This is a genomic window from Streptomyces amritsarensis, assembly GCF_001953875.1.
GTDB lineage: Bacteria > Actinomycetota > Actinomycetes > Streptomycetales > Streptomycetaceae > Streptomyces > Streptomyces amritsarensis.
The window spans coordinates 32,529-58,643 of the sequence record NZ_MQUR01000011.1 but is presented as its reverse complement, the minus strand read 5'-3'; the positions used below and the strand labels follow the sequence as shown (position 1 = coordinate 58,643).

The 26,115-nt window shown below is 70.1% G+C and carries 26 protein-coding genes and 1 tRNA gene; 17 read left to right on the top strand and 10 right to left on the bottom strand.

Translation table 11 applies throughout. The annotated features are described in order from the left end of the window. Positions 1–272 precede the first annotated feature (272 nt). Positions 273–668: a peptidase inhibitor family I36 protein gene (locus AVW11_RS07580; RefSeq protein ID WP_076043576.1), complete on the top strand. Its 396-nt coding sequence runs from the start codon at positions 273–275 to the stop codon at positions 666–668. On the opposite strand, the gene AVW11_RS07575 is transcribed toward AVW11_RS07580, so the two are convergent. Both AVW11_RS07575 and aceE read right to left on the bottom strand, forming a co-directional pair. Next, the gene (locus AVW11_RS07575) at positions 649–1,452 is read right to left on the bottom strand and encodes a potassium channel family protein (protein WP_076043606.1); all 804 of its coding nucleotides are present in this window, start codon (positions 1,450–1,452) and stop codon (positions 649–651) included. The two genes, AVW11_RS07580 and AVW11_RS07575, sit on opposite strands and share 20 nt — an antisense overlap. 75 nt (positions 1,453–1,527) lie before the next feature. Then, on the bottom strand, positions 1,528–4,260 hold the full coding sequence (aceE, locus tag AVW11_RS07570; RefSeq protein WP_030841246.1) for a pyruvate dehydrogenase (acetyl-transferring), homodimeric type: 2,733 nt from the start codon (positions 4,258–4,260) through the stop codon (positions 1,528–1,530). A gap of 469 nt (positions 4,261–4,729) precedes the next feature. Here aceE and AVW11_RS07565 point away from each other — a divergent pair, with 469 nt between their 5' ends. The 6 genes from AVW11_RS07565 to AVW11_RS07540 all read left to right on the top strand — a co-directional run bounded on the left by AVW11_RS07565 (position 4,730) and on the right by AVW11_RS07540 (position 9,276). Further along, positions 4,730–5,158 carry a DUF3052 domain-containing protein gene (locus AVW11_RS07565; RefSeq protein ID WP_030841248.1) on the top strand — a complete coding sequence of 143 codons (429 nt, stop codon included), beginning with the start codon at positions 4,730–4,732 and terminating at the stop codon, positions 5,156–5,158. 184 nt (positions 5,159–5,342) lie between these two features. After that, entirely contained in the window at positions 5,343–5,801 is a 459-nt protein-coding gene (locus AVW11_RS07560; RefSeq protein WP_030841250.1) for a peroxiredoxin, read from the top strand. A 140-nt stretch (positions 5,802–5,941) separates the two neighbouring features. Then, a complete protein-coding gene (locus AVW11_RS07555) occupies positions 5,942–6,517 on the top strand; it encodes a TerD family protein (RefSeq protein WP_030657021.1) in 576 nt (191 codons plus the stop codon). 160 nt (positions 6,518–6,677) lie between these two features. Continuing rightward, positions 6,678–7,253: a TerD family protein gene (locus AVW11_RS07550; RefSeq protein ID WP_030841252.1), complete on the top strand. Its 576-nt coding sequence runs from the start codon at positions 6,678–6,680 to the stop codon at positions 7,251–7,253. Positions 7,254–7,286: 33 nt separating this feature from the next. Continuing rightward, positions 7,287–8,399: a DUF475 domain-containing protein gene (locus AVW11_RS07545; RefSeq protein ID WP_030841254.1), complete on the top strand. Its 1,113-nt coding sequence runs from the start codon at positions 7,287–7,289 to the stop codon at positions 8,397–8,399. A gap of 136 nt (positions 8,400–8,535) precedes the next feature. Next, positions 8,536–9,276 (top strand): TerD family protein, encoded by a 741-nt coding sequence (locus AVW11_RS07540; protein ID WP_030841256.1) that lies wholly within the window; start codon positions 8,536–8,538, stop codon positions 9,274–9,276. Between the two features lie 194 nt (positions 9,277–9,470). On the opposite strand, the gene AVW11_RS07535 is transcribed toward AVW11_RS07540, so the two are convergent. After that, on the bottom strand, positions 9,471–10,238 hold the full coding sequence (locus AVW11_RS07535; protein WP_030841258.1) for a TerD family protein: 768 nt from the start codon (positions 10,236–10,238) through the stop codon (positions 9,471–9,473). Between the two features lie 194 nt (positions 10,239–10,432). Between AVW11_RS07535 and AVW11_RS07530 the strand changes: the two genes are divergently transcribed. Genes AVW11_RS07530 through AVW11_RS07515 form a run of 4 tightly spaced genes read left to right on the top strand, consistent with a single transcriptional unit; the run spans position 10,433 to position 15,655 of the window. After that, positions 10,433–11,599 (top strand): HpcH/HpaI aldolase/citrate lyase family protein, encoded by a 1,167-nt coding sequence (locus tag AVW11_RS07530; RefSeq protein ID WP_030841260.1) that lies wholly within the window; start codon positions 10,433–10,435, stop codon positions 11,597–11,599. A 26-nt stretch (positions 11,600–11,625) separates the two neighbouring features. Beyond that, the gene (locus AVW11_RS07525; RefSeq protein WP_079250553.1) at positions 11,626–14,172 is read left to right on the top strand and encodes a phosphoribosyltransferase; all 2,547 of its coding nucleotides are present in this window, start codon (positions 11,626–11,628) and stop codon (positions 14,170–14,172) included. After that, positions 14,169–14,999 carry an HAD family hydrolase gene (locus AVW11_RS07520; RefSeq protein ID WP_030841264.1) on the top strand — a complete coding sequence of 277 codons (831 nt, stop codon included), beginning with the start codon at positions 14,169–14,171 and terminating at the stop codon, positions 14,997–14,999. Before AVW11_RS07525 ends, AVW11_RS07520 begins: the two co-directional genes overlap by 4 nt. Further along, positions 14,996–15,655, top strand: a complete 660-nt coding sequence (locus AVW11_RS07515; protein WP_030841267.1) for an O-methyltransferase — start codon at positions 14,996–14,998, stop codon at positions 15,653–15,655. Before AVW11_RS07520 ends, AVW11_RS07515 begins: the two co-directional genes overlap by 4 nt. A gap of 69 nt (positions 15,656–15,724) precedes the next feature. Here AVW11_RS07515 and AVW11_RS07510 read toward each other — a convergent pair whose 3' ends face one another. From AVW11_RS07510 to AVW11_RS07500, 3 genes are all read right to left on the bottom strand, one after another. Next, the gene (locus tag AVW11_RS07510; protein ID WP_030841271.1) at positions 15,725–15,943 is read right to left on the bottom strand and encodes an FmdB family zinc ribbon protein; all 219 of its coding nucleotides are present in this window, start codon (positions 15,941–15,943) and stop codon (positions 15,725–15,727) included. A gap of 51 nt (positions 15,944–15,994) precedes the next feature. Next, on the bottom strand, positions 15,995–16,726 hold the full coding sequence (locus AVW11_RS07505) for a DUF4383 domain-containing protein (protein WP_234330898.1): 732 nt from the start codon (positions 16,724–16,726) through the stop codon (positions 15,995–15,997). Between the two features lie 152 nt (positions 16,727–16,878). Further along, the gene (locus AVW11_RS07500; RefSeq protein WP_060178116.1) at positions 16,879–18,162 is read right to left on the bottom strand and encodes a hypothetical protein; all 1,284 of its coding nucleotides are present in this window, start codon (positions 18,160–18,162) and stop codon (positions 16,879–16,881) included. A 65-nt stretch (positions 18,163–18,227) separates the two neighbouring features. Between AVW11_RS07500 and AVW11_RS07495 the strand changes: the two genes are divergently transcribed. Both AVW11_RS07495 and AVW11_RS38005 read left to right on the top strand, forming a co-directional pair. After that, positions 18,228–18,302: transfer RNA gene (locus tag AVW11_RS07495), tRNA-Val, on the top strand. Between the two features lie 232 nt (positions 18,303–18,534). Continuing rightward, positions 18,535–18,966, top strand: a complete 432-nt coding sequence (locus tag AVW11_RS38005) for a hypothetical protein (RefSeq protein WP_063898487.1) — start codon at positions 18,535–18,537, stop codon at positions 18,964–18,966. Here the strand turns inward: AVW11_RS38005 and AVW11_RS38920 are convergent. After that, complete coding sequence (locus tag AVW11_RS38920; RefSeq protein WP_263973227.1) at positions 18,952–19,083, bottom strand: hypothetical protein; 132 nt, start codon at positions 19,081–19,083, stop codon at positions 18,952–18,954. The two genes, AVW11_RS38005 and AVW11_RS38920, sit on opposite strands and share 15 nt — an antisense overlap. Positions 19,084–19,500: 417 nt before the next feature. On the opposite strand from AVW11_RS38920, the gene AVW11_RS07485 reads away from it, so the two are divergent. Beyond that, positions 19,501–20,406 carry a glycoside hydrolase family 26 protein gene (locus tag AVW11_RS07485; protein WP_240528143.1) on the top strand — a complete coding sequence of 302 codons (906 nt, stop codon included), beginning with the start codon at positions 19,501–19,503 and terminating at the stop codon, positions 20,404–20,406. A gap of 320 nt (positions 20,407–20,726) precedes the next feature. Here AVW11_RS07485 and AVW11_RS36415 read toward each other — a convergent pair whose 3' ends face one another. Further along, complete coding sequence (locus tag AVW11_RS36415) at positions 20,727–21,779, bottom strand: glycoside hydrolase family 26 protein (protein ID WP_051699580.1); 1,053 nt, start codon at positions 21,777–21,779, stop codon at positions 20,727–20,729. 76 nt (positions 21,780–21,855) lie between these two features. Beyond that, the gene (locus AVW11_RS07475; RefSeq protein WP_240528142.1) at positions 21,856–23,100 is read right to left on the bottom strand and encodes a glycosyltransferase family 2 protein; all 1,245 of its coding nucleotides are present in this window, start codon (positions 23,098–23,100) and stop codon (positions 21,856–21,858) included. Positions 23,101–23,534: 434 nt separating this feature from the next. Between AVW11_RS07475 and AVW11_RS07470 the strand changes: the two genes are divergently transcribed. Further along, a complete protein-coding gene (locus AVW11_RS07470; protein WP_076043573.1) occupies positions 23,535–24,854 on the top strand; it encodes a UDP-glucose dehydrogenase family protein in 1,320 nt (439 codons plus the stop codon). A 160-nt stretch (positions 24,855–25,014) separates the two neighbouring features. On the opposite strand, the gene AVW11_RS39210 is transcribed toward AVW11_RS07470, so the two are convergent. Further along, positions 25,015–25,089: a 50S ribosomal protein bL37 gene (locus AVW11_RS39210; protein WP_099895366.1), complete on the bottom strand. Its 75-nt coding sequence runs from the start codon at positions 25,087–25,089 to the stop codon at positions 25,015–25,017. A gap of 124 nt (positions 25,090–25,213) precedes the next feature. Here AVW11_RS39210 and AVW11_RS07465 point away from each other — a divergent pair, with 124 nt between their 5' ends. Then, positions 25,214–25,870 carry a TRADD-N-associated membrane domain-containing protein gene (locus AVW11_RS07465; RefSeq protein ID WP_240528141.1) on the top strand — a complete coding sequence of 219 codons (657 nt, stop codon included), beginning with the start codon at positions 25,214–25,216 and terminating at the stop codon, positions 25,868–25,870. Positions 25,871–25,886: 16 nt separating this feature from the next. After that, the gene (locus AVW11_RS07460) at positions 25,887–26,111 is read left to right on the top strand and encodes a DUF2277 domain-containing protein (RefSeq protein WP_030841298.1); all 225 of its coding nucleotides are present in this window, start codon (positions 25,887–25,889) and stop codon (positions 26,109–26,111) included. Positions 26,112–26,115: the final 4 nt, after the last annotated feature.

The following is a 26,115-nucleotide window of genomic DNA, read 5'->3' as shown; positions in this document are numbered from 1 at the left end:
CACGTTCGGGCCGCTCCGGGCGGGCCGCCCGGAGCACCACAGGAGCGGCACCGGGGCGGCGCCGGGGCGGGCGGGGCCCGCCGCGAAGGCTGCCGGACGGGTCAACTCCGCGTGGGTGAACGGCCCGCCGGACGGTTCCGCCGCGCCTGTCGCCTATCAGGGTGGACCCGCCCGGCGCCTCTTCCGCCCGACCGTCACCGCAGGTCAGCGTGGTGTCGGCGGAGCACCGGAAGCGGTCCGGGCGCCCGCTGTCCACAAGGAGTTGACCCGTCATGCGTACGTGTGGAACCCCGCGCCTCACCACCGTCCTCGCCGCGGCCGCCCTGGTCCTGGCCGCCCTCATCCCGACCACCACCGGCCCGGCACACGCCGCGGGCCCGCCGGGCCTGGGGGCCTGCGCGAGCGGACAGCTGTGCCTGTGGGCCAAACCGGACTTCAAGGGCACCCGGCAGACCCACGAGCTGAGCACCCTGGACATCAACAGCTGCACCGCCCTGCCCGCCGGCACCAGCGCCCAGTCCCTGGTCAACCGGACCGGGCGCCCGGTCACCACGTACCAGTCGGCGCAGTGCGCGGAGACCGGCGAGTTCCAGACGTACCCGGGCGACGGCGTCTGGCTGCCCCAGTCCCCCTACCAGGTACGGGCCTTCAAGGTGTGGGAGCGGTAGCCGGCCGCTGCGCCGGGGCGCCGGGCCCCGCGACGGCGGGCGGGGCGGCGGTCCCGTCCGCCGCCCCGCCCAGCCGGGCGACCTCCCCGCGCAGCGCCCGTACCTCCGCCTGGAGCTCGGCGATCGCCGCCAGCTGGAGCCGCTCCGCCTGGTCGTCGCGCTCGAAGCGGGAGATGAACCACGCGGCGATGTTGGCGGTCACCACACCGAGCAGGGCGATCCCCGACAGCATCAGCCCGACCGCCAGGAAACGGCCCAGGCCCGTGGTGGGGGAGTGGTCGCCGTACCCCACCGTCGTCATCGTGGTGAAGGACCACCACACGGCGTCGCCCAGGTTCTTGATGTTCCCGTCGGGCGCGTCCCGCTCCACGCTCAGCACGGCCAGCGAGCCGAACATCAGCAGCCCGACGACCGACCCGGCCACGTACGTCGTCAGCTGGATCTGCGGGGCCATCCGGGCCCGCCGGCCCACCAGCAGCAAGGTGGCCACGAGCCGCAGCAGCCGCAGCGGCTGCACGAGCGGCAGCACCACGGCCGCCAGGTCCAGCCAGTGGGTCCGCACGAACCGCCCGCGCTCCTCGGAGAGGGCCAGCCGCACCAGGTAGTCGGCGGCGAAGGCACCCCACACCATCCACTCCACCGAGGTGCAGGCACCGTGCACCCGCGCGCTGGCGTCCGGCACGACGATGGGCACGGCGTACGCCACGGCGAAGGCCACGGCGAGGACGAGCAGCGGGGTCTGGGTCCGCCGCTCCCACAGCAGCTGGCGGGAGGGTTCCTTCATGCGGAGCATCGTAGGCAACGCGTCAAAAGGCGCGGGTCCCGGCCGAAGCCGGGACCCGCGCCCATCACGCGGCGACTACGCGTCGCCGCCGGCCGCGCCCGGGTCCGCCGCCGCCACGTCGAGCAGCTGGTACTTGTCGACGGCCTGCTTCAGCACCGATCGGTCCACCTTTCCCGCCTTGGCCAGCTCGGTCAGCGTCGCCAGCACCACCGACTGGGCGTCGATGTGGAAGAAGCGGCGGGCCGCACCCCGCGTGTCCGCGAAGCCGAAGCCGTCGGCGCCCAGCGAGGTGTACGCGCCCGGCACCCACCGCGAGATCTGGTCCGGAACCGACCGCATCCAGTCCGACACCGCCACGAACGGCCCCTCGGCACCCGACAGCTTCCGCGTCACGTACGGGACGCGCTGCTCCTCCTCCGGGTGGAGCAGGTTGTACTCCTCCACCTCGACGGCCTCGCGCCGCAGCTCGTTCCAGGAGGTCGCCGACCAGACGTCCGCCCGGACGTTCCACTCCTCGGCCAGGATCCGCTGCGCCTCCAGCGCCCACGGCACGGCCACACCGGACGCCATCAGCTGGGCCGGGATGCTGCCCGCGCTGCCCTGCGCGACCCGGTGGATGCCCTTGAGGATGCCATCGACGTCGACGCCCGCCGGCTCCGCCGGGTGCTGGATCGGCTCGTTGTAGACCGTCAGGTAGTAGAAGACGTCCTCGGCCTCGGGGCCGTACATCCGGCGCAGGCCGTCCTGGACGATGTGCGCGATCTCGTACCCGTAGGCCGGGTCGTACGCCACGCAGCCCGGGTTCGTCGAGGCCAGCAGCTGGGAGTGACCGTCCGCGTGCTGCAGGCCCTCACCCGTCAGGGTGGTCCGTCCGGCGGTCGCACCCAGGACGAAACCGCGCGCGAGCTGGTCGGCCATCTGCCAGAACTGGTCACCCGTGCGCTGGAAACCGAACATCGAGTAGAAGACGTAGACCGGGATCAGCGGCTCGCCGTGCGTCGCGTACGCCGAACCCGCCGCGATCAGCGAGGCCGTGCAGCCCGCCTCCGAGATGCCGTCGTGCAGCATCTGGCCGGTCGGCGACTCCTTGTACGCGAGCAGCAGGTCGCGGTCGACCGCCTCGTACTGCTGGCCCAGCGGGTTGTAGATCTTGGCGCTCGGGAAGAAGGCGTCCATGCCGAAGGTGCGGTACTCGTCGGGCGCGATCAGCACGAAGCGCTTGCCGATCTCCTTGTCCCGCATCAGGTCCTTCAGGATGCGGACGAAGGCCATCGTGGTGGCGATCGACTGGTGGCCCGAGCCCTTCTTGGCGGCCGCGTAGGTCTTCTCGTCCGGCAGCTGCAGCGGCTTGGCGCGCACCACACGGGTCGGCACGTAGCCGCCGTGCGCACTGCGCTGGTCGTGCATGTACTGGATCTCGGGCGAGTTGCGGCCCGGGTGGTAGTACGGCGGGGCGCCGCTCTCCAGCTGCGCGTCCGTGATCGGGATGTGCAGCCGGTCGCGGAAGCGCTTGAGGTCGTCGACCGTCAGCTTCTTCATCTGGTGCGTGGCGTTGCGGCCCTCGAAGTTCGGGCCGAGCGTCCAGCCCTTCACCGTCTGCGCCAGGATCACCGTCGGCTGGCCCTTGTGCGCCTTGGCCGCCGCGTACGCCGCGTAGACCTTCTTGTGGTCGTGACCGCCGCGGCCCAGGTGCTGGATCTGGTAGTCGGTCATGTTCTCGACCATCGCGCGCAGCCGCTGGTCGCCGCCGAAGAAGTGCTCGCGGATGTACGCGCCCGACTCGGTGGCGTACGTCTGGAACTGCCCGTCGGGCGTGGAGTTCATCTTGTTGACCAGGATGCCGTCGCGGTCCTGGGCCAGCAGCGGGTCCCAGGAACGGTCCCAGATCAGCTTGATCACGTTCCAGCCGGCGCCCCGGAACTGCGACTCCAGCTCCTGGATGATCTTGCCGTTGCCGCGGACCGGGCCGTCGAGGCGCTGCAGGTTGCAGTTCACGACGAAGGTCAGGTTGTCCAGGCCCTCGCGGGCGGCGATCGACAGCTGGCCGAGCGACTCCGGCTCGTCCATCTCGCCGTCGCCGAGATACGCCCAAACGTGGGACTTGGAGGTGTCCGCGATCCCGCGCGCCTCCATGTACCGGTTCATCCGGGCCTGGTAGATCGCCCCCAGCGGGCCGAGGCCCATCGAGACGGTCGGGAACTCCCAGAAGTCCGGCATCAGCCGCGGGTGCGGATAGCTGGAGAGGCCGTACGGCGCCTTCGACTTCTCCTGGCGGAACGCGTCGAGCTGCTGCTCCGTGAGCCGGTCCAGGAGGTAGGCGCGGGCGTAGATACCGGGGGAGGCGTGGCCCTGGAAGAAGATCTGGTCGCCGCCGTCGCCCTCGTCCTTGCCCCGGAAGAAGTGGTTGAAGCCCACGTCGTAGAGGGAGGCGGAGGAGGCGAACGTGGCGATGTGGCCGCCGACGCCGATCCCGGGACGCTGGGCGCGCGAGACCATGACGGCCGCGTTCCACCGGGTGGCGTTGAGGACCTTGCGCTCGATCTCCTCGTTGCCGGGGAAGAAGGGCTCGTCCTTGGTGGCGATCGTGTTGACGTAGTCCGTGCTGCGCATCTCGGGCACGGCCACGCGCTTCTCGCGCGCCCGCTCGATCAGCCGCAGCATGAGATAGCGGGCCCGTTCCCGGCCCCGCTCGTCGACCGCTGCGTCGAGGGAGTCGAGCCACTCCTGCGTCTCCTCCGGATCGAAGTCCGGGACCTGACTGGGGAGGCCGCCAATGATGATCGGATTGCGATCGGATGCGGAAGCCACGCTGTTCCTTCGCTGTCGGGGGAGTCGGGCTGAGGCCTGACTGGGGCGCCGCCTCCCATGGTCTTACGCTCGGCCGTAATCGTCATCCGTACCACTGGGTAATCCCTGCGATCGGCGAGGAGAGCCGGCACGGTACGGACGGGTCCGGTTCCGCGGTGCGGGGTGGCAAGTGCGACCAAATCGCAACCTTACGCCCAGGCCGGTCACCGTCCCCGGGAGGCCGTTCGTCCCTCAAACAGGTAGGAAAGTCCTCATGCGATGCGAATGAGCTGGAATGGTGTGGGATGAATCACCAGAGGTGCACACGGGCACGCTGAAAGTTGCGGCGAGACGGCCGCAATCGTCACCGTTTCGACGGTCTCGGCGGCCGGGTACTTGCGCGATCCGCCGCGCCCGTGTGGACTACGCCCAATGCTGCGCGTACGCGCGCCGCCGAAGACATTCACCGAACATGAGCAGGAGGCACCCCGTGAGCGCGACCGCGGACCACGCGGAGAGCCTGGCCGCCCGGCTGGGTTTCCAGTCCGAACAGGTGGTCCAGGAGATCGGCTACGACGACGACGTCGATCAGGAATTCCGTGACCTCGTCGAGGAACTCGTCGGCGAACTCGTCGACGAGGAGTACGACGATGTCGCCGACGCGGTTCTGCTGTGGTTCCGCGAGGACGACGGCGATCTGACGGACGCGCTGGTCGATGCCACCGAGCTGGTCGAGGACGGCGCACTGATCCTGCTGCTGACCCCCAAGACGGGCCGTGACGGCTACGTCGAGGCCAGCGACATCAGCGAGGCCGCCGAGACCGCCGGCCTCTCGCAGACCAGGAGCGTCAGCGTCGGCAAGGAATGGGCCGCCACCAAGCTGGTGACGCCCAAGACCGCCGCCAAGTCCAAGCGCTGAGCCGCGCCCGCTGCCGAGCGGACACGCTTCCACACCCCGCCGACCAGGTGACCCCGGTCGGCGGGGTGTGTGCGTTTCCCGCGTTCCGCGCGTTTCAGGGACCCCGGTACGCCCGGTCAGGATCTAGGCTGTGACTCACCCGAACAGCCCAACGCGGGGATGCGGGAACGAAGGGATGCGAGAGATGGCGATCGAGGTCGGCGACAAGGCCCCGGACTTCGAGCTCAAGGACAACCACGGCGCCACCGTGCGGCTCTCCGACTTCCGGGGGGAGAAGGCCGTGGTGCTGCTCTTCTACCCGTTCGCCTTCACCGGCGTCTGCACCGGCGAGCTGTGCGAGCTGCGCGACCAGCTCCCGCGCTTCCAGAACGACGACGTCCAGCTCCTCGCCGTCTCCAACGACTCCGTGCCGACCCTGCGGGTCTTCGGCGAGCAGGAGGGGCTGGAGTACCCGCTGCTGTCGGACTTCTGGCCGCACGGCGAGACCTCGCGCGCCTACGGCGTCTTCGACGAGGACAAGGGCTGCGCGGTCCGCGGCACCTTCATCATCGACAAGGACGGCGTGGTGCGCTGGACCGTCGTCAACGGACTGCCCGACGCGCGTGACCTGAACGAGTACGTCAAGGCGCTCGACAGCCTCTGAGCGCGTCCGCACGGTCCATTGCGTGCAGTTCCCTGCGAAAACCGTTTACAGGCGGGAACCCGTCACTAGGATCGAAACGTTGATCCGGTAGCAACCGCACGACGGGGCACCGCCCCACACAGAAACCCTATGGAGGACCCGTGGGAGTCAGCCTCAGCAAGGGCGGCAACGTCTCGCTGACCAAGGCCGCGCCTAACCTGACGGCGGTCATCGTCGGTCTCGGCTGGGACGCTCGCACCACCACCGGTGTCGACTTCGACCTCGACGCCAGCGCGATCCTGACCAACGACCAGGGCAAGGTCGCCAGCGACGCGAACTTCGTCTTCTTCAACAACCTGAAGAGCCCCGACGGATCGGTCGAGCACACCGGTGACAACACCACCGGTGAGGGCGAGGGCGACGACGAGGCGATCAAGGTCAACCTCGCCGGGGTCCCGGGCGACGTCGCCAAGATCGTCTTCCCGGTCTCGATCTACGAGGCCGAGACCCGCCAGCAGAGCTTCGGACAGGTCCGCAACGCCTACATCCGCGTGGTGAACCAGGCCGACAACACCGAGCTCGCCCGCTACGACCTCTCCGAGGACGCCTCGACCGAGACCGCCATGGTCTTCGGCGAGCTCTACCGCAACGGCGCGGAGTGGAAGTTCCGCGCCATCGGCCAGGGCTACGCCTCCGGCCTGCGCGGTATCGCGCAGGACTTCGGCGTCAACGTCTGAGTCCGAGAGCAGTTCGTCCGTCCGGCGCCGTGCACTGTGTGTACGGCGCCGGACGCGCTTCGCCCGCACCACGGCACCACTGCTCCGCCGCACCACAGCTCCGCCCGCTTGACCGCAGCACCGCCACATCGCCACACCGTCGTCCGGGGAGGACCACAACATGGGCGTCACACTCGCCAAGGGGGGCAATGTCTCCCTGTCCAAGGCCGCACCGAACCTCACCAGGGTTCTGATCGGTCTCGGATGGGACGCGCGCTCGACCACGGGAGCCGACTTCGACCTCGACGCCAGCGCGCTGCTCTGCAACGGCGGCCGGGTGCTGGGGGACGAGTACTTCGTCTTCTACAACAACCTGAAGAGCCCCGACGGCTCCGTCGAACACACGGGGGACAACCTCACCGGCGAGGGCGACGGCGACGACGAGTCGATCATCATCGACCTCACCAAGGTCCCGGCGAACGTGGACAAGATCGTCTTTCCGGTCTCCATCCACGAGGCGGACAGCCGCCGGCAGAGCTTCGGCCAGGTCAGCAACGCGTTCATCCGCGTGGTCAACCAGGCCGACGGCCAGGAACTGGCCCGCTACGACCTTTCCGAGGACGCCTCCAGCGAGACCGCGATGATCTTCGGTGAGGTCTACCGGTACGGCGGCGAATGGAAGTTCCGTGCGGTGGGGCAGGGGTACGCGTCGGGGCTCCGGGGCATCGCTCTAGACTTCGGGGTCAACGTTTCGTAAAGCCGTACAAGACGCATGGGGTGCCAGGTGCCAGTGGTTCTGAAAACCTTCGGCTGGTCGTTCGCCATCACGGCGCTCGGCCTCGCCTTTGCCGCGTGGCAGTGGGGGTGGGAGGCGTTCGGGATCGTACTGATCCTGTCGATCCTCGAAATCTCGCTGTCCTTCGACAACGCGGTCGTCAATGCCGGAATCCTGAAGAAGATGAATGCCTTCTGGCAGAAGATCTTCCTCACGATCGGCATCCTGATCGCCGTCTTCGGTATGCGGCTGGTCTTCCCGGTGGCGATCGTCGCCATCAGCGCGAAGGTCGGCCCCATCGAGGCGATCGAGCTGGCCCTGGACCACCCGGAGCAGTACGAGGCCCTGGTCACCGACGCCCACCCGGCCATCGCCGCGTTCGGCGGAATGTTCCTGCTGATGATCTTCCTCGACTTCATCTTCGAGGACCGCGACCACAAGTGGCTCGCCTGGCTGGAGCGTCCGCTGGCCAAGCTCGGCAAGGTCGACATGCTGTCGGTCTGCATCGCCCTCATCGTGCTGCTGGTCTCCGCGATGACCTTCGCCGTCAACGCCCACACCAGCACCGGGCACGCGGACAAGTCCGCCACCGTGCTGCTCGCCGGCGTCGCCGGCCTGATCACCTACCTGATCGTCGGCGGCCTGTCCTCCTACTTCGAGGACAAGCTGGAGGAGGAAGAGGAGCGCGAGCACGACGAGGAGGAGAAGGCCAAGGCCGCGGGCAAGCCCGTCTCCGCCGTCGGCCTGGCCGGCAAGGCCGCGTTCTTCCTCTTCCTCTACCTCGAAGTCCTCGACGCCTCGTTCTCCTTCGACGGGGTCATCGGCGCCTTCGCCATCACCAACCACATCTTCTGGATGGCGCTCGGCCTCGGCATCGGAGCCATGTACGTCCGTTCGCTCACGGTCTACCTGGTCCGCCAGGGCACCCTGGACGACTACGTCTACCTGGAGCACGGCGCGCACTACGCGATCGGCGCGCTCGCCGTCATCCTGCTGATCACCATCCAGCACGAGATCAGCGAGATCATCACCGGCCTCATCGGCGTGGTGCTGATCGCGGCCTCCTTCTGGTCCTCGGTGCGCCGCAACAAGCGCCTGGAACTGGAGGGTTCCACCGCCGAGGCATGACCGCGGCGCTAATGCGGAACGCTCCATTGCGGGGCGGTCCGCCGGGTTCACGGACCCGGCGGGCCGCCCCGTTCTCCGTGGTCTTCGCGGGGACCAGGGGATCAGGACCAGGGGATCAGGACCAGGGGGGTAGGGGATGGGCTTCTTCGACGGCATCTTGGGCAGCCGGGCCGTGCAGTTCCAGTCGGGCAGTGCCTCGTCGAACGCGATCGAGCTGACCAAACGGCAATCGACGGTGTCGCTCACCAGGCAGGGCGCCGTCCACGGCAACCTGCGCGTCAACCTGTCGTGGCGCATGCGCACCTCGGACATCGGCGGCCGCTCCGGGCAGAGCGGCCAGCTGTTCCGCCATCCGTTCAAGCTGTTCAAGCCGGACATGGTGCAGGCGCACACCCAGGGCATGGTCAACGTCGACCTCGACATGGGCTGCCTGTACGAGCTGACCGACGGCACCCGCGGCGCCGTCCAGCCGCTGGGCAACCTGCTGGGGGACCTCAACGACCCGCCGTACGTCAAGCTCAGCGGGGACGACCGGTTCGGCTCGGGGTCGGGGGAGACCCTCTACATCAACCTCGACCACGCCGACGAGATCAAGCGGCTGCTGGTCTTCGTCTACATCTACGACCAGACCCCGGCCTTCGACCGGACGCACGCCATGGTCACCCTCTACCCCGTGACGGGCCCCAGGATCGAGATCCCGCTGGACGAGCGGCACCCGCAGGCCCGCTCCTGCGCCGTCGTCTCCCTGGAGAAGGTCAAGGGCGAGCTCGTCGTCAAGCGCGAGGTGAAGTTCGTGTACGGGTTCCAGTCCGAGCTGGACCGGCTGTACGGCTGGGGGCTCCAGTGGGGGCGGGGCTACAAGAGCACCAAGAGGTGACCGGAGCTGCCGAGCCCCCGGGCCCGCCGGGCCACCGGGGTCCGCCGGCCACCCGGCCCGACCCCCAGGCGCCCGCGGAGCCTGGGCCTCTCACCGCCAGGTGCCCCTGGGCCCGGGCCTGCGAAGCCCGAGGCCCCCGGGCCCGCGGCCCCGGAATCGGTTCCGCGCCCGGTTCCGTGCCGGGCGCCGCGCTCTCAGCGTCGGATGAACTGCGGGCCCTGCACCGGCAGCCGGAAGGACGGGTCGCCGCCCGGACCCGGCACCGGGGCCGGGGACACCGGCTGCGGGTACCCGTAGGCGGGCTGGGCGGTCGGCGGAGCCTGCGTCGGCGGGGTCATCAGGGCCGTCTGCTCGGAGGCCGGGCCCGCCGCGGGGGCCGCGGCGCCGGTGCCGGCGCCCGTGTCGGGCTCGGCGGCGTTCTCGTCGACCGAGATCCCGTGGTCGGTCGCCAGGCCGACCAGGCCGTCGGAGTAGCCCTCGCCGAGCGCCCGGAACTTCCACCCGTCGCCCCGGCGATACAGCTCCCCGCAGATCAGCGCCGTCTCCGCGCCGGTCTCGGGCCGCACGTCGAAGTAGGCCAGCGGCTCGGAGCCGCCGGTCGCGGTGGCGTCGTAGAGCAGGATCCGCAGGTCGCGGACCTGCTCGAAGGGGACGTCCTCGGCCGAGGCGACGACCAGGATCCGGTCCACGCTCGGGGTCACCGTGCGCAGGTCCGCCTGGACGGCGTCGGTGATCGCGTCGCCGATCTGCTTCTTGCCGAGGCGCCAGACGGCCCCCGAGGGGTGCCGGGGCTGGTTGTAGAAGACGAAGTCCTCGTCCGAACGCACCCGGCCGTCCGGGCCCACCAGCAGCGCCGAGGCGTCCACGTCCGGCACCTGGGGGCCGCCGGTCCAGCGCAGCACCGCCCGGACCGCCACGGGGGCCACCGGGATGTTCGAGCCCTTCTGCATCGCGTGCGTCATGCACGTCATCCTGCCCTCCCGGGGTGGAGCGGGACAATGCGGCCCCCCGTAGGGCCTTGTACCGATCGCGAGAGCTGGGCATGGTGCAAGAGGGTTACCTGAACTTCATGTGCTTGAGGAACTCTTGACTCACGTTCGTACGTACTATTACCGGCCATGCCAGTTGGGCCGCCGAGGTTGTACGGGGGAAGCACATGCGTCACTTTGGGCACATATCGCCCACGGTCCGTAAGGACCTCTTCCACCAGGAACCGGCGGAGTTCACCGGGGCCTCGCCCGCCCGCGTCCTCGCGGCGGCCCTCGGAGCCACCCTCTACAGCCCCGCCACCCGCCCCGCACTGGCCGAGGACATCCGCAAGCAGGCAGCCCGCGGAGTCGTCTCCATGGTCCTCTGCCTGGAGGATTCCATCAGCGACGCCGATGTCGTCGGGGCCGAGGAGAACCTCGTCCGCCAGTTCTCCGACCTCGACGGCGACGCCGCCGAGCTCCCGCTGCTCTTCATCCGCGTCCGCACGCCCGAGCAGATACCGGACCTGGCGCGCCGCCTGGGCCGCTCGGTGCGGCACCTGGCCGGATTCGTACTGCCGAAGTTCGACGAGCGGCGCGGCATCCCGTTCCTCGAAGCCGTCGCGGACGCGGAGGCCGCCGGTGGACGGGACCGGCTGTATGCCATGCCGGTGCTGGAGACCCCCGAGCTCCTCCACCTCGAAACCCGCGTCGAAGCCCTCGCCGGCATCTCCCGCACGGTCAACAGCCACCGCGAGCGGGTCCTGGCGCTGCGCCTGGGCGTGACCGACTTCTGCTCCGCCTACGGGCTGCGCCGCACCCCCGACATGACCGCCTACGACGTCCAGATCGTCGCCGGCGTCATCGCGGACGTCGTCAACGTCCTGAGCAGGGCCGACGGCACCGGCTTCACCGTGACCGGCCCCGTCTGGGAGTACTTCCGCAGCCAGCAGCGCCTCTTCAAGCCGCAGCTGCGCCGCAGCCCCTTCCTGGAGGAGGGCGTCGAGGAACTGCGCACCGCGCTGATCGAGCACGACCTGGACGGCCTGCTGCGCGAGATCGAGCTCGACCGGGCCAACGGGCTGCTCGGCAAAACCTGCATCCACCCCGCCCACGTCACGCCCGTGCACGCCCTGTCGGTCGTCTCCCACGAGGAGTTCTGCGACGCCCAGGACATCCTGCGGCCCGAGCGCGGCGGCGGCGGAGTGATGAGATCGGCTTATACGAACAAAATGAATGAGGTGAAGCCCCACCGGGCCTGGGCCGAGCGCACCATGCTGCGCGCCGAGGTCTTCGGTGTGGCGAAGGAACAGGTCGGCTTCGTCGACCTGCTCACGGCCGGGCTCCAGGTGTGAACGGGCCGGTGCCGAAGCAGACGGCGATGACCACGAGGACCACCACGAGGACCACAAGAAGGGGCAAGACGATCGACGAGGTGTGGTCGGGAACCTGGGTCGCGGACCGGCTGGGCGTCGCCCTGCACGACTCCGAAGGCGGGCCGCGGCCGGGCCCCCGGCTGAGCCCGCGGCTGACGGACCTGCTCGGGCTGGCCCTGCGGCGCAACCCCAAGCGCGCACACCTGCTCGTCTCACAGGTACTGGGCAAGCACGTCCCACAGTCCCCGCACACCGTGTACGCCGCCGGACACGGGCTCGGCACACGCGTGCGGGCACTGCTCGGCGACGACGCCGCGGCGGCGGCCGTCGTCCTCGGCTACGCCGAGACCGCCACCGGCCTCGGCCACTGCGTCGCCGACGGCCTCGGCTCGGCCCCGTACCTGCACTCCACCCGCCGGCCCGTGCCGGGCGTGGCGACGGCCGGGGGCTTCGAGGAGGCGCACTCGCACGCCACCTCCCACCTGCTGCTGCCCGAGAACCCCGCGCTCCTCGCCGGCGACGGGCCGCTCGTCCTCGTCGACGACGAGTTCTCCACCGGCAACACCGTCCTCAACACCATCCGCGACCTCCACGCCCGCCACCCCCGCTCCCGCTACGTGGTCGTCGCCCTCGTCGACATGCGCTCCCCGGCCGACCGCGACCGCCTCACGGCCTTCGCCGCCGAGCTCGGCGCACGGGTGGACCTCATCGCCCTCGCCTCCGGCACGGTCACCCTCCCGGACGGCGTCCTCGCCAGGGGACAGGAGCTGGTCGAGGAGTACGAGCAGACCTCCGCGGCGGACGCGGCCGGACCGGGGGGCGCCCCGCGGCCCGTCCTGCGCGTCGACCTGAACTGGCCGCACGGCCTCCCGGACGGCGGCCGCCACGGCTTCACCCCCCTGCACCGCCGGCGCCTGGAGGCCGCCCTGCCGGACCTCACCGCCCGGCTCACGGCCGCGCTCGGCAGCGCACCCGGACGGGTCCTCGTACTCGGCAACGAGGAGCTGATGTACGTGCCGCTGCGCCTCGCCAAGGCGCTGGAGGAGACGGGCACGGCCGACGAGGTCCGCTTCTCCACCACCACCCGCTCCCCGGTGCTCGCCGTCGACGACCCCGGCTACGCCATCCGGACCCGCCTCGTCTTCCCGGCCCACGACACCCCCGCCGACGGCCCCGGCGACCGCTACGCCTACAACGTCGCCCGCCCCTCGGACGCCGCCGGCTTCGACACCGTCGTCGCCGTCGTGGACTCGGCCGGCGACACCCCCGAGCTGCACACCGGACTCCTGGCGGCACTCGCCCCGCACACCGGCCGCCTCGTCCTGGCCGTCGTCCCGTCCTACCTACCGCGGACACCTCCCACCGCGTCCGGCACGCCCGCCGGCACCCCCGACCACCGGCAGGAGCCGATCATGACCGAGCCCCTGCGCGGGCCCGCCTTCTCCTCCTACGCCCCCGAGGACGTCGGCTGGCTGCTCCAGGACCTCTCCGGCGTCCAGCTCGAGGCCCCGACCGAGGAACGCGAGGAGGCCATCCAGGCCGGCGGCGCGCACTACGCCGAGTCCCTGCCCGTCGAGTACCAGCCCTCGCCCCAGTACCAGGAGCTCTACCGCAGCGCACTGGCCGCCTCCGCCGCCCGCGTGGCCCGCGCCGTCGGCACGGTCACCGAGACCGTCCTCGCCGAACGCTCCCCCTCCCCGGTCCTGGTCTCCCTGGCCCGCGCCGGCACCCCCGTGGGCGTCCTGATGCGCCGCTGGGCCCGCGCCCGGCACGGCCTGGACCTGCCGCACTACGCCGTCTCCATCGTGCGCGGCCGCGGCATCGACGCCAACGCCCTGCGCTGGCTGGCCGCCCACCACGACCCCGCCGACGTCGTCTTCGTCGACGGCTGGACCGGCAAGGGCGCCATCACCCGGGAGCTGAAGGAAGCCCTGAAGGAGTTCCCCGGCTTCGACCCGGAGATCGTCGTCCTCGCCGACCCCGGCTCCTGCGTGCCCACCTACGGCACCCGGGAGGACTTCCTCATCCCCTCCGCCTGTCTCAATTCCACCGTCTCCGGGCTCGTCTCGCGTACGGTTCTCAGGTCCGACCTGGTCGGACCCGCCGACTTCCACGGCGCGAAGTTCTACCGCGAGCTCGCCGGGGCCGACGTCTCCGTCGAATTCGTCGACGCCGTCGCCGCCCACTTCGACGACGTGGCGGACGCCGTCGACGAGGAGGTCAAGGAGCTCCTCGCGGCCGACCGCACGCCGACCTGGGAGGGCTGGGCGGCCGTCGAGCGGATCAGCGAGGAGTACGGCATCCACGACGTGAACCTCGTCAAGCCAGGCGTCGGCGAGACCACCCGCGTCCTGCTGCGCCGGGTGCCGTGGAAGATCCTGGCACAGCGCGGCGCCGGGGCCGACCTGGACCACGTACGCCTGCTCGCCGAGCAGCGCGGCGTCCCGGTGGAAGAGGTCGACGGGCTGCCGTACACCTGCGTCGGGCTCATCCACCCCCGATACACGCGCGGCGCCACCGGCGCCGACGGAAAGGCTGTGGCCTCCAAGTGACTGTCCTCGTAGCCAGTGACCTCGACCGTACGCTCATCTACTCGACGGCCGCCCTCGGTCTGACCATGCCCGACCCGGTGGCCCCGCGGCTGCTGTGCGTCGAGGTCCACGAGAGCAGGCCGCTGTCCTACATGACGGAGACGGCCGCGGCACTGCTGGCGGAGCTCACCGAGGACCCGTACGTCGTCTTCGTCCCCACCACCACCCGCACGCGCAAGCAGTACCAGCGCATCCGCTTCCCCGGCCGCCCGGCCCGCTACGCGATCTGCGCCAACGGCGGGCAGCTCCTCGTCGACGGCGTGCCGGACCGCGACTGGCGCCGGCAGGTCGCGGCCCGCCTCGCCGAGGAGTGCGCCCCGCTGGAGGAGGTCCACGACCACCTGCTGGCCGCCGCCGACCCGGCGTGGCTGCGCAAGGCCCGGGTGGCGGAGGACCTCTTCGCGTACCTCGTCGTCGAACGCGCCCTGGTTCCCGACGAATGGCTCAAGTCCCTGGCCGAGTGGGCCGGCGCCCGCGGCTGGACGGTCTCCCTCCAGGGCCGGAAGATCTACGCCGTGCCCGGCCCGCTCACCAAGAGCGCCGCCATGCGCGAGGTCGCCCGCCGCACCGGAGCGACCACGACCCTGGCCGCCGGCGACTCGCTCCTCGACGCCGACCTGCTGCTGGCGGCCGACGCCGCCTGGCGCCCGGGCCACGGCGAACTGGCCGACGCACGCTGGACGGCGCCCTCGGTGACCCCCCTCACCGAGGCGGGTGTCCTGGCCGGCGAGGAAATAGTGCGCGCATTCGCCCGTGAGGCCGGGCGGCTCGGCAGACTGGACGCATGAGCAAAGGCAACAGCACGAAGATCACGGACGAGCTGTACCAGTACATGCTCGACCACAACCCCCCGCTGGACTCCGTTCAGCGGGGGCTGGTGGCGAGGACGTACGCCACGTTCCCGGATGTCGCCGGGATGCAGTCCGCGGAGGAGCAGGGGCCGCTGCTGGCCTTCCTCGTCCGGCTGACCGGCGCCCGCCACATCGTCGAGGTCGGCACCTTCACCGGCTTCTCGGCCCTGTCGATGGCCCAGGCACTGCCCGCCGACGGCCGCATCATCGCCTGCGACGTCTCCGAGGAGTGGACGGCCTACGGCAAGGAGGCCTGGGAGGAGGCCGGCGTCGCCGACCGCATCGAGCTGCGCATCGCGCCGGCCCTGGAGACCCTGCGCGCGATGCCCGCCGAACCCCACATCGACATGGCCTACGTGGATGCCGACAAGGAGAGCCAGATCTCGTACTGGGAGGAGCTCGTCCCGCGCATGCGCACCGGCGGCCTGATCGTCACGGACAACACGCTGTACCACGGCACCGTCCTCGACGAGTCGGCCACCGGCTCGGCGGCGGGCGTACGCGCCTTCAACGACCACGTGGCGGCCGACCCGCGCATGGACTCCGTCCTGCTGGCGATCTCGGACGGCCTGACGCTGTCGCGCAAGCGGTAGCGCTGTGGGCTGCAGCCTGTCCAGCCGTAGCCGTAGCCGTAGCCGTAGCCGTAGCCGTGGCCGCAGGTGTCAGCCGCAGCCGCCACCACCGCAGCAGCCCCCGCCGCCGCCCATGGGACGCGCGGCCGCGGGGGCGCTGCTCGACCCGCCCACGGCGACGGCGGACAGCAGCTTGACGGTGTCGGCGTGCCCGGCCGGGCAGTCGGCGGGGGCGGAGGACTCGGCCATGGGGCGGCTGACCTCAAAGGTGTCGTCGCAGGTCCGGCAGCGGAATTCGTAACGAGGCATGCGCACAGGCTAAGCGCGCCCGCCGCCTGCGCGCTACGACTCCCGGACCTCCTAGACGGTGTCGGGTCGCGCGAGCCGCGCCCGCGCCAGCCGTGCCCGGTCCTCCCGGGCCGCCTGCTCGGGGTGGCGGGCCCGCCAGTACGGATTGTCGTGCGGCAGCGCGCTGCCCACCCGCCCGTACATCCCGAACCACATCAGCATCACGCCGACGACGAAGCTGAACAGCACGTTCTGGATCTTGAAGGCCAGGAAGTTCAGCCCCGTGTCCAGCAGCGCGAGGTTCACGAACCCGCTGGCGATGAACAACACGCCCAGCACGATGTTCAGCGTCGAGGCGAAGGTCCCGCCCACCACCATCCCGACGATGAGCAGGCCCCCGATGCAGATCGACAGGACGCTCAGCGCACCGTTGGTGTTCAGCGCGAGCACCGTGTCGCCACCCGTGTCGAAGAACCCGATCCGGTCGACCAGACCCAGGATCCCGAAGACCACCAGCAGCACCCCGGTCAGCCCCGCCCCGACGCGGTACACCTGGCTGAGCTTGTGGTCGGTGGGCAGGTGCTCGTCGAGCCGGGCATTGACCGGATGCAGGGCGCGCTGCACGCGCCGCGCCACCGGGTGCGGGTCCCGCGGCTCACGGGGCTCGTAGGGCTCGTGGGCCACGTACGGCGCGTAGTGCTCATGAGGCTCGGTGCACCCGTACGCCGCATGCGGCGCATACGGGGCGTGGGACACCGGGGGCACCTGGGACGCACGCCGCTTGTGGAAGGTGTGGGCAGCCATGGAGGCCTCCTCTGCTCCGTCCCGTACCCTCCAGCATCCGTCGCCGAACGCCCCACGACAACCAGCGACGACGGACGACGACGGGCGAGGGGCGGGCGGCGATGGGCGGCCACAGAGGCCGAGGCGGCGGGGGCCGGGGCAGCGGAGGCGGTCTAACCGTGGCCGAGCTCTTCCCGGATCCCGGCCACCACGCGGTTCACGGACACCCGTACGGCCTCCATCTCCTGGAGGAACGCCCAATAGTCCGGGTGGCGGCCCTCCAGCCCTTCCAAGGCCCGGCCCACCCGCGCCACCGCCTCGTCCAGCGGCCGCGCATGCCGCGGATCCGGCACGGTGCGGCCCGCCATTGCCAGCCGCTGCGCGTCCCGGATCGCGAACCGGGTCCGCTCCACCTCCGCCTGCGGGTCCCGCGCCACCGCCTCCAGCCGCGTCAGCCGGTCCTGCGCCGCCGACACCGCCTCGTCCGTCGCGTCCAGCGCACCACGGACCGCCTCGATCAGCGCCCCGACATCGGCCCAGCGCTGCTCGTCCCGGGCCACGCCCGCCTCCCGCAGCCGCTCCTCGGCCCGCGACACGTCCCGCACCGCCTCGTCCGGCACGTGCTGGAGGTCCTGCCAGCACGCCGCACTGAACCGCCGCCGCAGCTCGCTCAGCACCGGATCCACCCGGTCCGCCCGATTGCGCAACGCCTGCGCCCGCGTCCGCAGGCTCACCAGCCGCCGGTCGATCTCCGCCGCCCGCTCGGGCAGCCGCGCCGCCTCGACCCGTATGGCCTCCGCGTCGCGCAGGATCCGGTCGGCACGCTGCACCGTCTCCTGCACCCCGTGCCGGGCCGCGCCCTGGTTCAGCTTGGTCAGTTCCGGCCCCAGCGCCGCCAGTCGTGCCGCCAGGTCGTCGGCCCGCATCCCCTTGGCCCGCACGGCGTCCAACGCGTCACTGGCCCCGATCAGCGCGGCCCGGGCCCGCTCCCGGGCCGGCGCGACCCGCGCGAGCTGCGTCTCGGCCTTGTCCAACAACGGCTGCAGGCTCTGCGCGAACCGGTCCAGCTCCCCCTTGACCCGCACGAGTTCGTCGCGGGCGCGCGTCAGCTCGTCCCGCGCGCGCGTGGCCACCGAGGCCTCCAACTCGGCCCGGTCCAGGTCGTGCGCGTCGACCGCCTCGATGTAGACGTGGCTGACCTGGTCGATGCGCTGCCCGAGCGCGGCGAACCCCTCGGTCGCCTGCCGCGCCGCGGGCGACCCGTCCGCCGCGGCGATAGTCTCGATCGAGATCCGCAGATCCCGCTGCGCCGTGTCCAGCTCGTAGAACGCGGCCGCGGCGGCGTCCTTGGCCGCCTGCGCATCCGCCCGCCGACTCTCGTCCCGCCCACCGAACCACCGCCGGGATGCCGTCGTCACAGTCCCTCTCCCGTACGTGTCCGCCATGCCCCGGTCCATTCTCTCCCACGGGAACCGGTTTGCGTGGGGGGTGCGCCCGCCATGTAGGCTGTCCACTCATCCACGGGTGCGTAGCTCAGGGGTAGAGCGCTGCTCTTACAAAGCAGATGTCGGCGGTTCGAAACCGTCCGCGCCCACCATGCTTGACCAGGCATTTCTTGATGAACGGGCTTCCGGAGAACCTCCGGGAGCCCGTTTTTTCCATCCCGGGGGACGGACCTGGTCCTGAACTTGTTCTTTGACCTTGCAATTCGTTGTGGGGCGGTAGGGGGTCTTCTCCCGGCGGACGGTTTTGCCCCGCGTCGCAGAACCTTGACCGCCCTGGTCAGGCCCTCCCAGGGCGGTGTCAGCCTCGTGCTGGATGATCCAGCCATGCTGATCGCGACCAACGAGCGTGGCCACGTGGTGAAGCGCGCCACCAAGCCCGCCATCGGAACGATGCTGGCCAACCTGCGGCAGGGCAACGCCCACATGGTCGTCGAGCGGGTGGAGGGGGAGCGGCCCGGCGACTGGTACATCCAGGTCCTGCTGCGCGAGAACAACACCTACCAGCTCGAATACCGGGACGGCATGGCGGAGCAGCACTTCCAGACCATGACCGTGTCCCAGGAGAAGGTCCTGACGGCACTGCTCGGCTGGGCTGCCGCGAAGCCGGGCTGGCAGGACGCCTTCATGTGGAACAACATTGGCGAGCAGTTCAGCTCCAGCGACCATGGCGCGAACCGTGCAGTGGTCCCACTTCGGGACAGGTGCGTCGTGGTCGGAGCGCGTGGTTCGACGAAGGCTGCCTCAGCGTCCGGATAGTGCCCAGGTCAGCGACCAGTCCGAGGCGCTTTCGCCGATCGGCTTGTCCGAACCGTCCAGCAGCGTCGCGCCGATGGCGAGCACCTGGGCCTCAGCCATATCGAGGTCAGCGACCATCACGTCGATCTGCCACTACCCCGCGGGCCAAAGGGGAGATCCTGCCGAGGTGTTGGCAGCCGCTGCGCCGGATGCCGGTGACGTGCCGGAACGGGATGCGCAGACGGTGGAACGACCCCGTACGGGAGCCCGGCATGGTGCTGCCGGACGGTCGGTGGCCTCGCCGGTCGAAGCTCTGCGCCTACCAGGTAGGTTTCTCGTGTGTCCACCTGCGATCAAGCCGACTTCGCCGGCCCCGCGGCCGGCCGGTCGTGCCGCCGGGCGTTTGCGGCGGTGCTGCTGGCCCTGTCGGCGGTCCTGACGGGCTGTTCCGGCGCGGGTGCCCCCGAACGGCCGGTGGAGAGCCCGGTTGCGCGCGGAAGTGCTCCGGAGCAGATCGCGACCCCTCCCAGCCCGACAGCGCCGGCCGTCTCCCCTGTGGCTCAGCGACTGATCCCGGCGCGGGGCAAGTACTTCGGCGTCAGCACGCTCAAGACGCCGTGGTCGCCCCAGGAGACGGACAACGTGGCGCAGCGGGCGGGCGGGCGGCCGAACCTGCTGGAGTACTTCGCGAAGTGGACCGAGGACTACCGCCCGGAGGCCGTCGACGCGACGTACCAGCAAGGCGCTGTCCCGCTGCTGACGTGGGAGCCCTGGGGTTCGGTGGCGGCCGGGACCGAGCAGCCGCAGTACGCGCTGGCGGAGATCTCCAACGGCCGCCACGACGCCTACATCAGGCGGTTCGCCCACCACGTGAAGGCACACGGCCGGCCGGTGATACTGCGGTTCGCGCACGAGATGAACGGCACGTGGTTCCCGTGGGCGGAGCGGCGCAACGGCAACAGCGCCGGCGAGTACGTGGAGGCCTGGCGCCACGTCCACGACATCTTCACCGAGGTCGGCGTGCGCAACGTGGCCTGGCAGTGGAGCCCGAACATTCTGCGGACGGTGGAGAAGGTCCGCCTGCAGCCGCTGTACCCGGGCGACAGGTACGTCGACATCATCGGCCTGAGCGGCTACAGCAAGCACGAGACGCGCGCCGCCGACGTCTTCGAACCGGCTCTGAATGAGATACAGGCGTTCACCGGGAGGCCTGTCCTGATCGCGGAGACCGGCGCTCGGCCCGGTGACGACAAGGCCCTGTGGATCGCGGACTTCTTCACCTGGCTGCGGGGGCGCCCCGACGTGATCGGCTTCGTGTGGTTCGAACGGAACATCGAGCAGGGGGGCAAGCAGGACTGGCGGTTCGCGGAGACCGCCGAGACGCAGAACGCCTTCCGCGGCGGGCTCGCCGGCCTGGAGCTTGCGGACGCTCCGAGCGGCGAACCGATGGCGTCGGGCTGAGCGTCAGGTCTGTGTGCCCGGAGCGCACGGGTCCGAGGTCCGAGGCCGTCCGCGGTTGCCGGTCCGACCGCCGCGTCCTCCCGCCCCCCGTGTAACGGGGCATCCTGCGCCGCGCACCGTGCGCCGGGCGGAGAGATTCAGCTGACCGGCACAGGTCACGTACGGGACGTCACCGTGGTCGCCGGCCTCTTGCGGGCCTACGGCAGCACGTCCGCCGACGCGCCGGGAGGGCGCGTCGATCAGGTTGTCGCCGAGCAGCACGGCGAACGGCCGGGCACCCGCCAGGGGTTCGGCACCCTCCCGGGCCGGCGGGGAACGAGTCAGCCGGACTGCCCGGCGGCCGACACGAGGTCGATTCCGCTGAGTCCCGTCCTGAAGGACTGGGTCGTCGCCGGGTCGGTGGTGAAGCGCCAGTCGGCGCCGCCGCCTTCGCTCTCACTGCGCTCGAACCAGATGAACCCGATGACGTCCGGCACCTTGTCGAGCCAGGTGAAGAAGTCGGCGGTCCAGGCGGCCTTGAGGGGGCCCGGCCGGGCCCCGGTCTCGGTGATGAGCACCGGGTGGGCGGCGAACCTGCGCAGGGCTTCCAGGGTGGGATCGAACACCTGGGCCGCATTGGTCTCCTCTGCCGCGTAGCCGACGAGACCGACCCAGTCGACGTACTCCTTACCGGGGTACAGGGCCTGGAGGCCCACCTTCGGTACGGGGCGCAGGATGTTCGGGCTCCACACCCAGATGACGTTCTCCGCCCCGGCCGCCTTGAAGAGCCCGTGGATGTGCTGCCACGCCTTGACGTAGTCGCCCGGCTTGTTGCCGCTGCGCTGTTCGGACCAGGGATACCAGTTGCCGTTCATCTCATGGGCGAAGCGCAGGGCGACGGGCCACTTGTGATCACTGACACCTTGGGCGAAACGGCTGATGTACGCATCGTGCTTGCCCGCCGCGATGGACGCGAGGGAGTACGCGGGCTGGTCCGTCCCCGCCTTGGGGCCCGCCCAGGGCTCCCAGGAGAGCACGGGCAGCATGCCCTGCCGGTAGGAGGCGTCGACCGCCTCGGGCCTGAAGTCCTCCGTCCACTTGACGAAGTACTCGACCATGGTGGGGCGGGTGCCGGCTGCGGTGGCCACCTTGTCGAGCTCCGAGGTGGACCACGGTGCCTCGAAGGTGCTGACGCCGAAGTGCTTGCCCTTCGGCGCGAGGAAGTCCGCGCGCGTCGGTATCGGTTTGTCGACGGAGCCCGGCTTGAGTCGTTCGGTGAGGCCCGGCTTGTTCTCCTGCTGTCCGAAACCCGCGAAGGCGGGCGTCGCGTTGGACTGCACCAGCAGGTAGACGCCGTAGCTGAGCCCGCAGAGCAGCACCAGGTTGAACGCCATCCACAGGCGAAGCCGGATGCCGGTACCGCGGTTCCACCAGCGCAGGCGCCTGCGGCGCCGACTGCTGACCCTGGCCCTAGACACTCATCATCACCGATCCGAACAGCAGGGCTCCGCCGAGGAGGTAGGGGATGACGACCAGGGGGCTGCGGGTTCGCTCACCGGCGAAGCTGTCGGCGCGCGTGCCCCAGCTGGCGTTGTGCGCCATACGGAAGAACCCCAGCAGTCGTACGGGCAGCAGGAGGAGCGTGTTGATCAGCATGAAGACCGGGAGGAAGAGCATGTCCTGAGGGCGGTAGGCGAAGTGCCTGCCGAACCTGACCGCCATGGAGAGGATGGACATGACGGCCGCGAGCGCCAGTATGAAGACCAGGGCGTGCCAGGTCACCTCGGGTAGCGGCAGCTCGTTGTAGATGCCGGGCTTGTCGCGCTGGAAGGCGGAGACGCCCCACGACGCGAACGTGCCGAGCAGCACGAACGGGACGAGGATGTCGGCCATGTAGAAGAGCCAGAGGATCTTGGCGTGGCGGAGCATCCACCAGAACATGCGCATCGTGTTGTACTGCGAACCGCGCGCCCAGCGGTACTGCTGCTTCGCCAGCTTCTTCAGTTCCAGGGGTGCGTCGGTGTACACGAGAGACGTGGACTGGTAGACGCACTTGTAGCCGGCCTTGAGCGTGTAGTTCGTCAGGGTCCGGTCGTCGCTCACCTCGAGGAAGACTCCCAGGAACTTCTCGTTGAGGAAGTCCTCCATGCACGTGTCGAGTATGTGCTTGCGGAACGCGATGGTGCGGCCGGGCAGGCAGCCGACGGTGCCCACGACGCTCATGGCGGGCATCGAGTACTGGCACCGGACGCTCTCCAGCCAGTCCGCCCAGCGTGTCAGGACGGAACGGCCGGGGTCCAGGATGCGCTGGCGGGTGGTGACGCCGCCGACGCGGCGGTTGCGGAACGGCTTGATCAGCTCGGTCAGGGTGTCCTTGGTCCAGATGGTGTCCGAGTCGACGAGCACCGCGATCTCACCCGTGGCGTGTTCCAGGCCGACGCGCAGGGCATTGCGCTTGCCGGGGATCTCGGTCCAGAGCCACATCACGCCGACGTCGTTGCAGATCCGTTCCAACTCGGGATTCCGCCGACCGTTGATCACCACGATGATCTCCGTCGGCTGCTGGTCGATGATGCGCCGGAGAACGGACCGGAACAGGTCCTCCGGCTCGTCGACCACCGGGATGATGACGGAGGTGGAGGCGTGATAGGCCCGGGTCCAGGGCTTGTAGCGGCGGGCCAGCAGGATACGAAGCACCCAGAGTGCCCAGATCATGGTCATGAAAACGGCGAACGGGTAGACACTCCCGTGATTCCACCATTCTCTGATCTCAAGCAGGAACGCGAGCATGTGCCATCCCCGGAACCGGGCCATCAGGCGCAGGGCGCGCGCGACGGCCACATGTCCCGTCTGTGTAGAGCGAGTGAAGAGAACGTGACGGCTCTGTCGAGCAAACTCTCAAGGCTCGATCAAGCTAGGGGACCTTACGAGTCTCCGGACTGTCTCAATTCGGTCATTACGTATCAATGGTCTCGACTGTGAGTCCGAATCGTTCTGGGACTGATGTCGAAAAGATGCCCGATCCGATACAACCATTGCCGGGTTGCCGCTGTAGGTCATCTGGTGAATTCGTGAGTCTTTTGCGGGTTTAAGGTGTTGATCCAAACAGCGAAACAACCGCACACGGGGCGGCTGACCGAGGGGGCGGCGTGCCTTTCCGCGTCACAGTAATAGGCACCGGCTACCTCGGTGCCACACACGCGGCCTGCATGGCCGAGATCGGGCACGAGGTACTCGGGGTCGACGTCGACCCGGAGAAGGTCGCGGCGCTACAGGCCGGCCGGGCACCCTTCTACGAGCCCGGTCTGGAGGTTCTCCTCGCCAAGCATGTGGCCGGCGGCCGCCTGCGGTTCACCACGTCCTACGAGGAAGCGGCCGCATTCGGCGACGTGCACTTCTCCTGCGTCGGAACACCGCAGGTCAAGAACGGCTATGCCGCGGACGTGCACCAGGTCGACGCGGTGATCGAGCAACTCGCGCCCCATCTCAGGCGGCCGTGCCTGGTGGTGGGCAAGTCGACCGTGCCGGTGGGCACGGCGTCACGCCTCGCCGATCGGCTGTCTGAACTCGCACCGGTCGGCGAACTCGCCGAACTGGCCTGGAACCCCGAGTTCCTACGCGAAGGCTTCGCGATCGAAGACACCCTGAGTCCCGACCGGCTGGTCTTCGGTGTCCGCTCCGACACGTCACGAACGACCCTCGAAGAGGTCTATCGGCCGGTGACCGACAAGGGGGTCCCGGTCGTCGTCACCGACTTCCCGACCGCAGAACTGGTCAAGACGTCCGCCAACGCCTTCCTGGCCACCAAGATCTCCTTCATCAACGCCATGGCAGAGGTCTGTGAGGCCGCCGGAGCCGACGTCGGCACGCTTGCCGAGGCGCTCTCCCACGACGAACGCATCGGCGGCCGCTTCCTGCGCCCAGGAGTCGGATTCGGCGGCGGCTGCCTGCCCAAGGACATTCGCGCATTCATGGCCCGGGCCGGAGAACTCGGTGTCGACCAGGAGCTCGCCTTCCTCCAAGAGGTGGACTCCATCAACATGCGCCGCCGTACGCGTACCGTCGAACTGGCGCGGGAGCAGTGCGGCGGGCAGTTCCTGGGCCGCAGGATTGCCGTGCTCGGGGCCGCGTTCAAACCCGACTCCGACGACGTGAGGGACTCGCCGGCGCTCAACGTGGCAGGCCGCATCCAGCTGATGGGGGGTGACGTCACGGTCTACGACCCCCAGGCCATGGACAACGCGCGCAAGTCCTTCCCGAGCCTCGGCTATGCCCAGAGCCCGCAGGACGCCCTGCAGGGAGCGCATCTCGTCCTTCTGCTGACGGAATGGGAGGAGTTCCGCAACCTGGATCCGCAGTCGCTTCGCGATGTGGTCGCCGTCCCACGTGTCGTCGACGGCCGTGGAGCGCTGGATCCCGCGCAGTGGCGTCAGGCCGGATGGACTTATCGGGCGCTCGGCCGGCCGTGACACCCCGCGTGCCCGGGCGCGGGAAGTGAAGACCGGAGCCTGACGGCCGCGGCGGCGGATCAGGTGGCCGACGGGGCGTCACACCCCGACCTGACGGTCGCGCAGGCGTCCGACATGCGAAGACCTCCGGCCCCGTGGGGCCGGAGGTCTTTCGGTCGGCTCAGGCGTTGGGGCGCTTGCCGTGGTTGGCCTTCTTCTTCTTGCGGGCCCGCTTCTTGTTGCCTCGCTTGGCCATGGTGACAGTCTCCCTACTCTCGGTGACCTTCATGACGCCGCCAGTCTAGGCGCGGGCGGGGGCGCCCGCATCAGCGCCGCTCCGCACTCTTGGCCGCCGCACCCCGGCATGGGATCGTCGGAGGATGGGCGACTGGCTCGCATGGGGTGCGGTGGCTGCGGCGGTGGTCGCGGCGGTGCTGGTAGTGGCGATCACGGAACGCTCCCTCGGCGGCGGCTTCGAGCGCAGGAGGAACGAGGAGCGGGAGCGGCTGCTCGCCCATCTCGGCACCGAAACCGCCGGACCGGCCACCGCCGTCGTCGGGCCCCGGAAGTTCGAGGACGTCGGAGGCATCCGGACCCCGCACCCGCAGGCGGAACTCGGCGACCGGCGGGACGACTTCACCCCGATCCTCGTGGAGTACTACGCCTACGGGCTCACGCAGGCGCGCAGCAGCTTCGGGACGAGCCAGCGCTTCGCCGGCGCGGGCGCGGCGATCCTGCTCCTCGGCATCGGCCTCGCCGTCCGGAAGGCCGAAACCGGCGGGGAGCTGTACCTCGGCATCGTCACCAGCGCGACGGGCCTGGTCACGACCCTCATCGGGCAGCTCTTCCACCGCCGGGCCGACATCGCACTCCAGCACATGGCCGACCAGACCGCCGCACTGCGCGACGACCGCCGGGCCGCCGAGACCACCCAGCAGGCCATCGGACTGCTGGAAACCGTCGACGACCCGGAGCTGAGGGCCCGCCTCCAGGCCGGTCTGATCATGAAGCTTTCCGGGGCCGAACTGCCCCGGTGAGCGGGATAGTGGAGACATGTGCCGATCGATTAAGACCCTGCGTCCGCCCGCCATCCCCGAGAAGGCGACCGAGGAGGAGATCCGGGCCGCCGCCTTGCAGTACGTACGGAAGGTGTCCGGCTTCCGGGTGCCCGCCGCGCACAACCGCGAGGTCTTCGACGCGGCGGTGGACGCCGTCGCCGAGGCCACCGCGGCCCTGCTCGACGGGGTGCACGTACGGGGGCAGACCGCCTCCGCGTGATCCC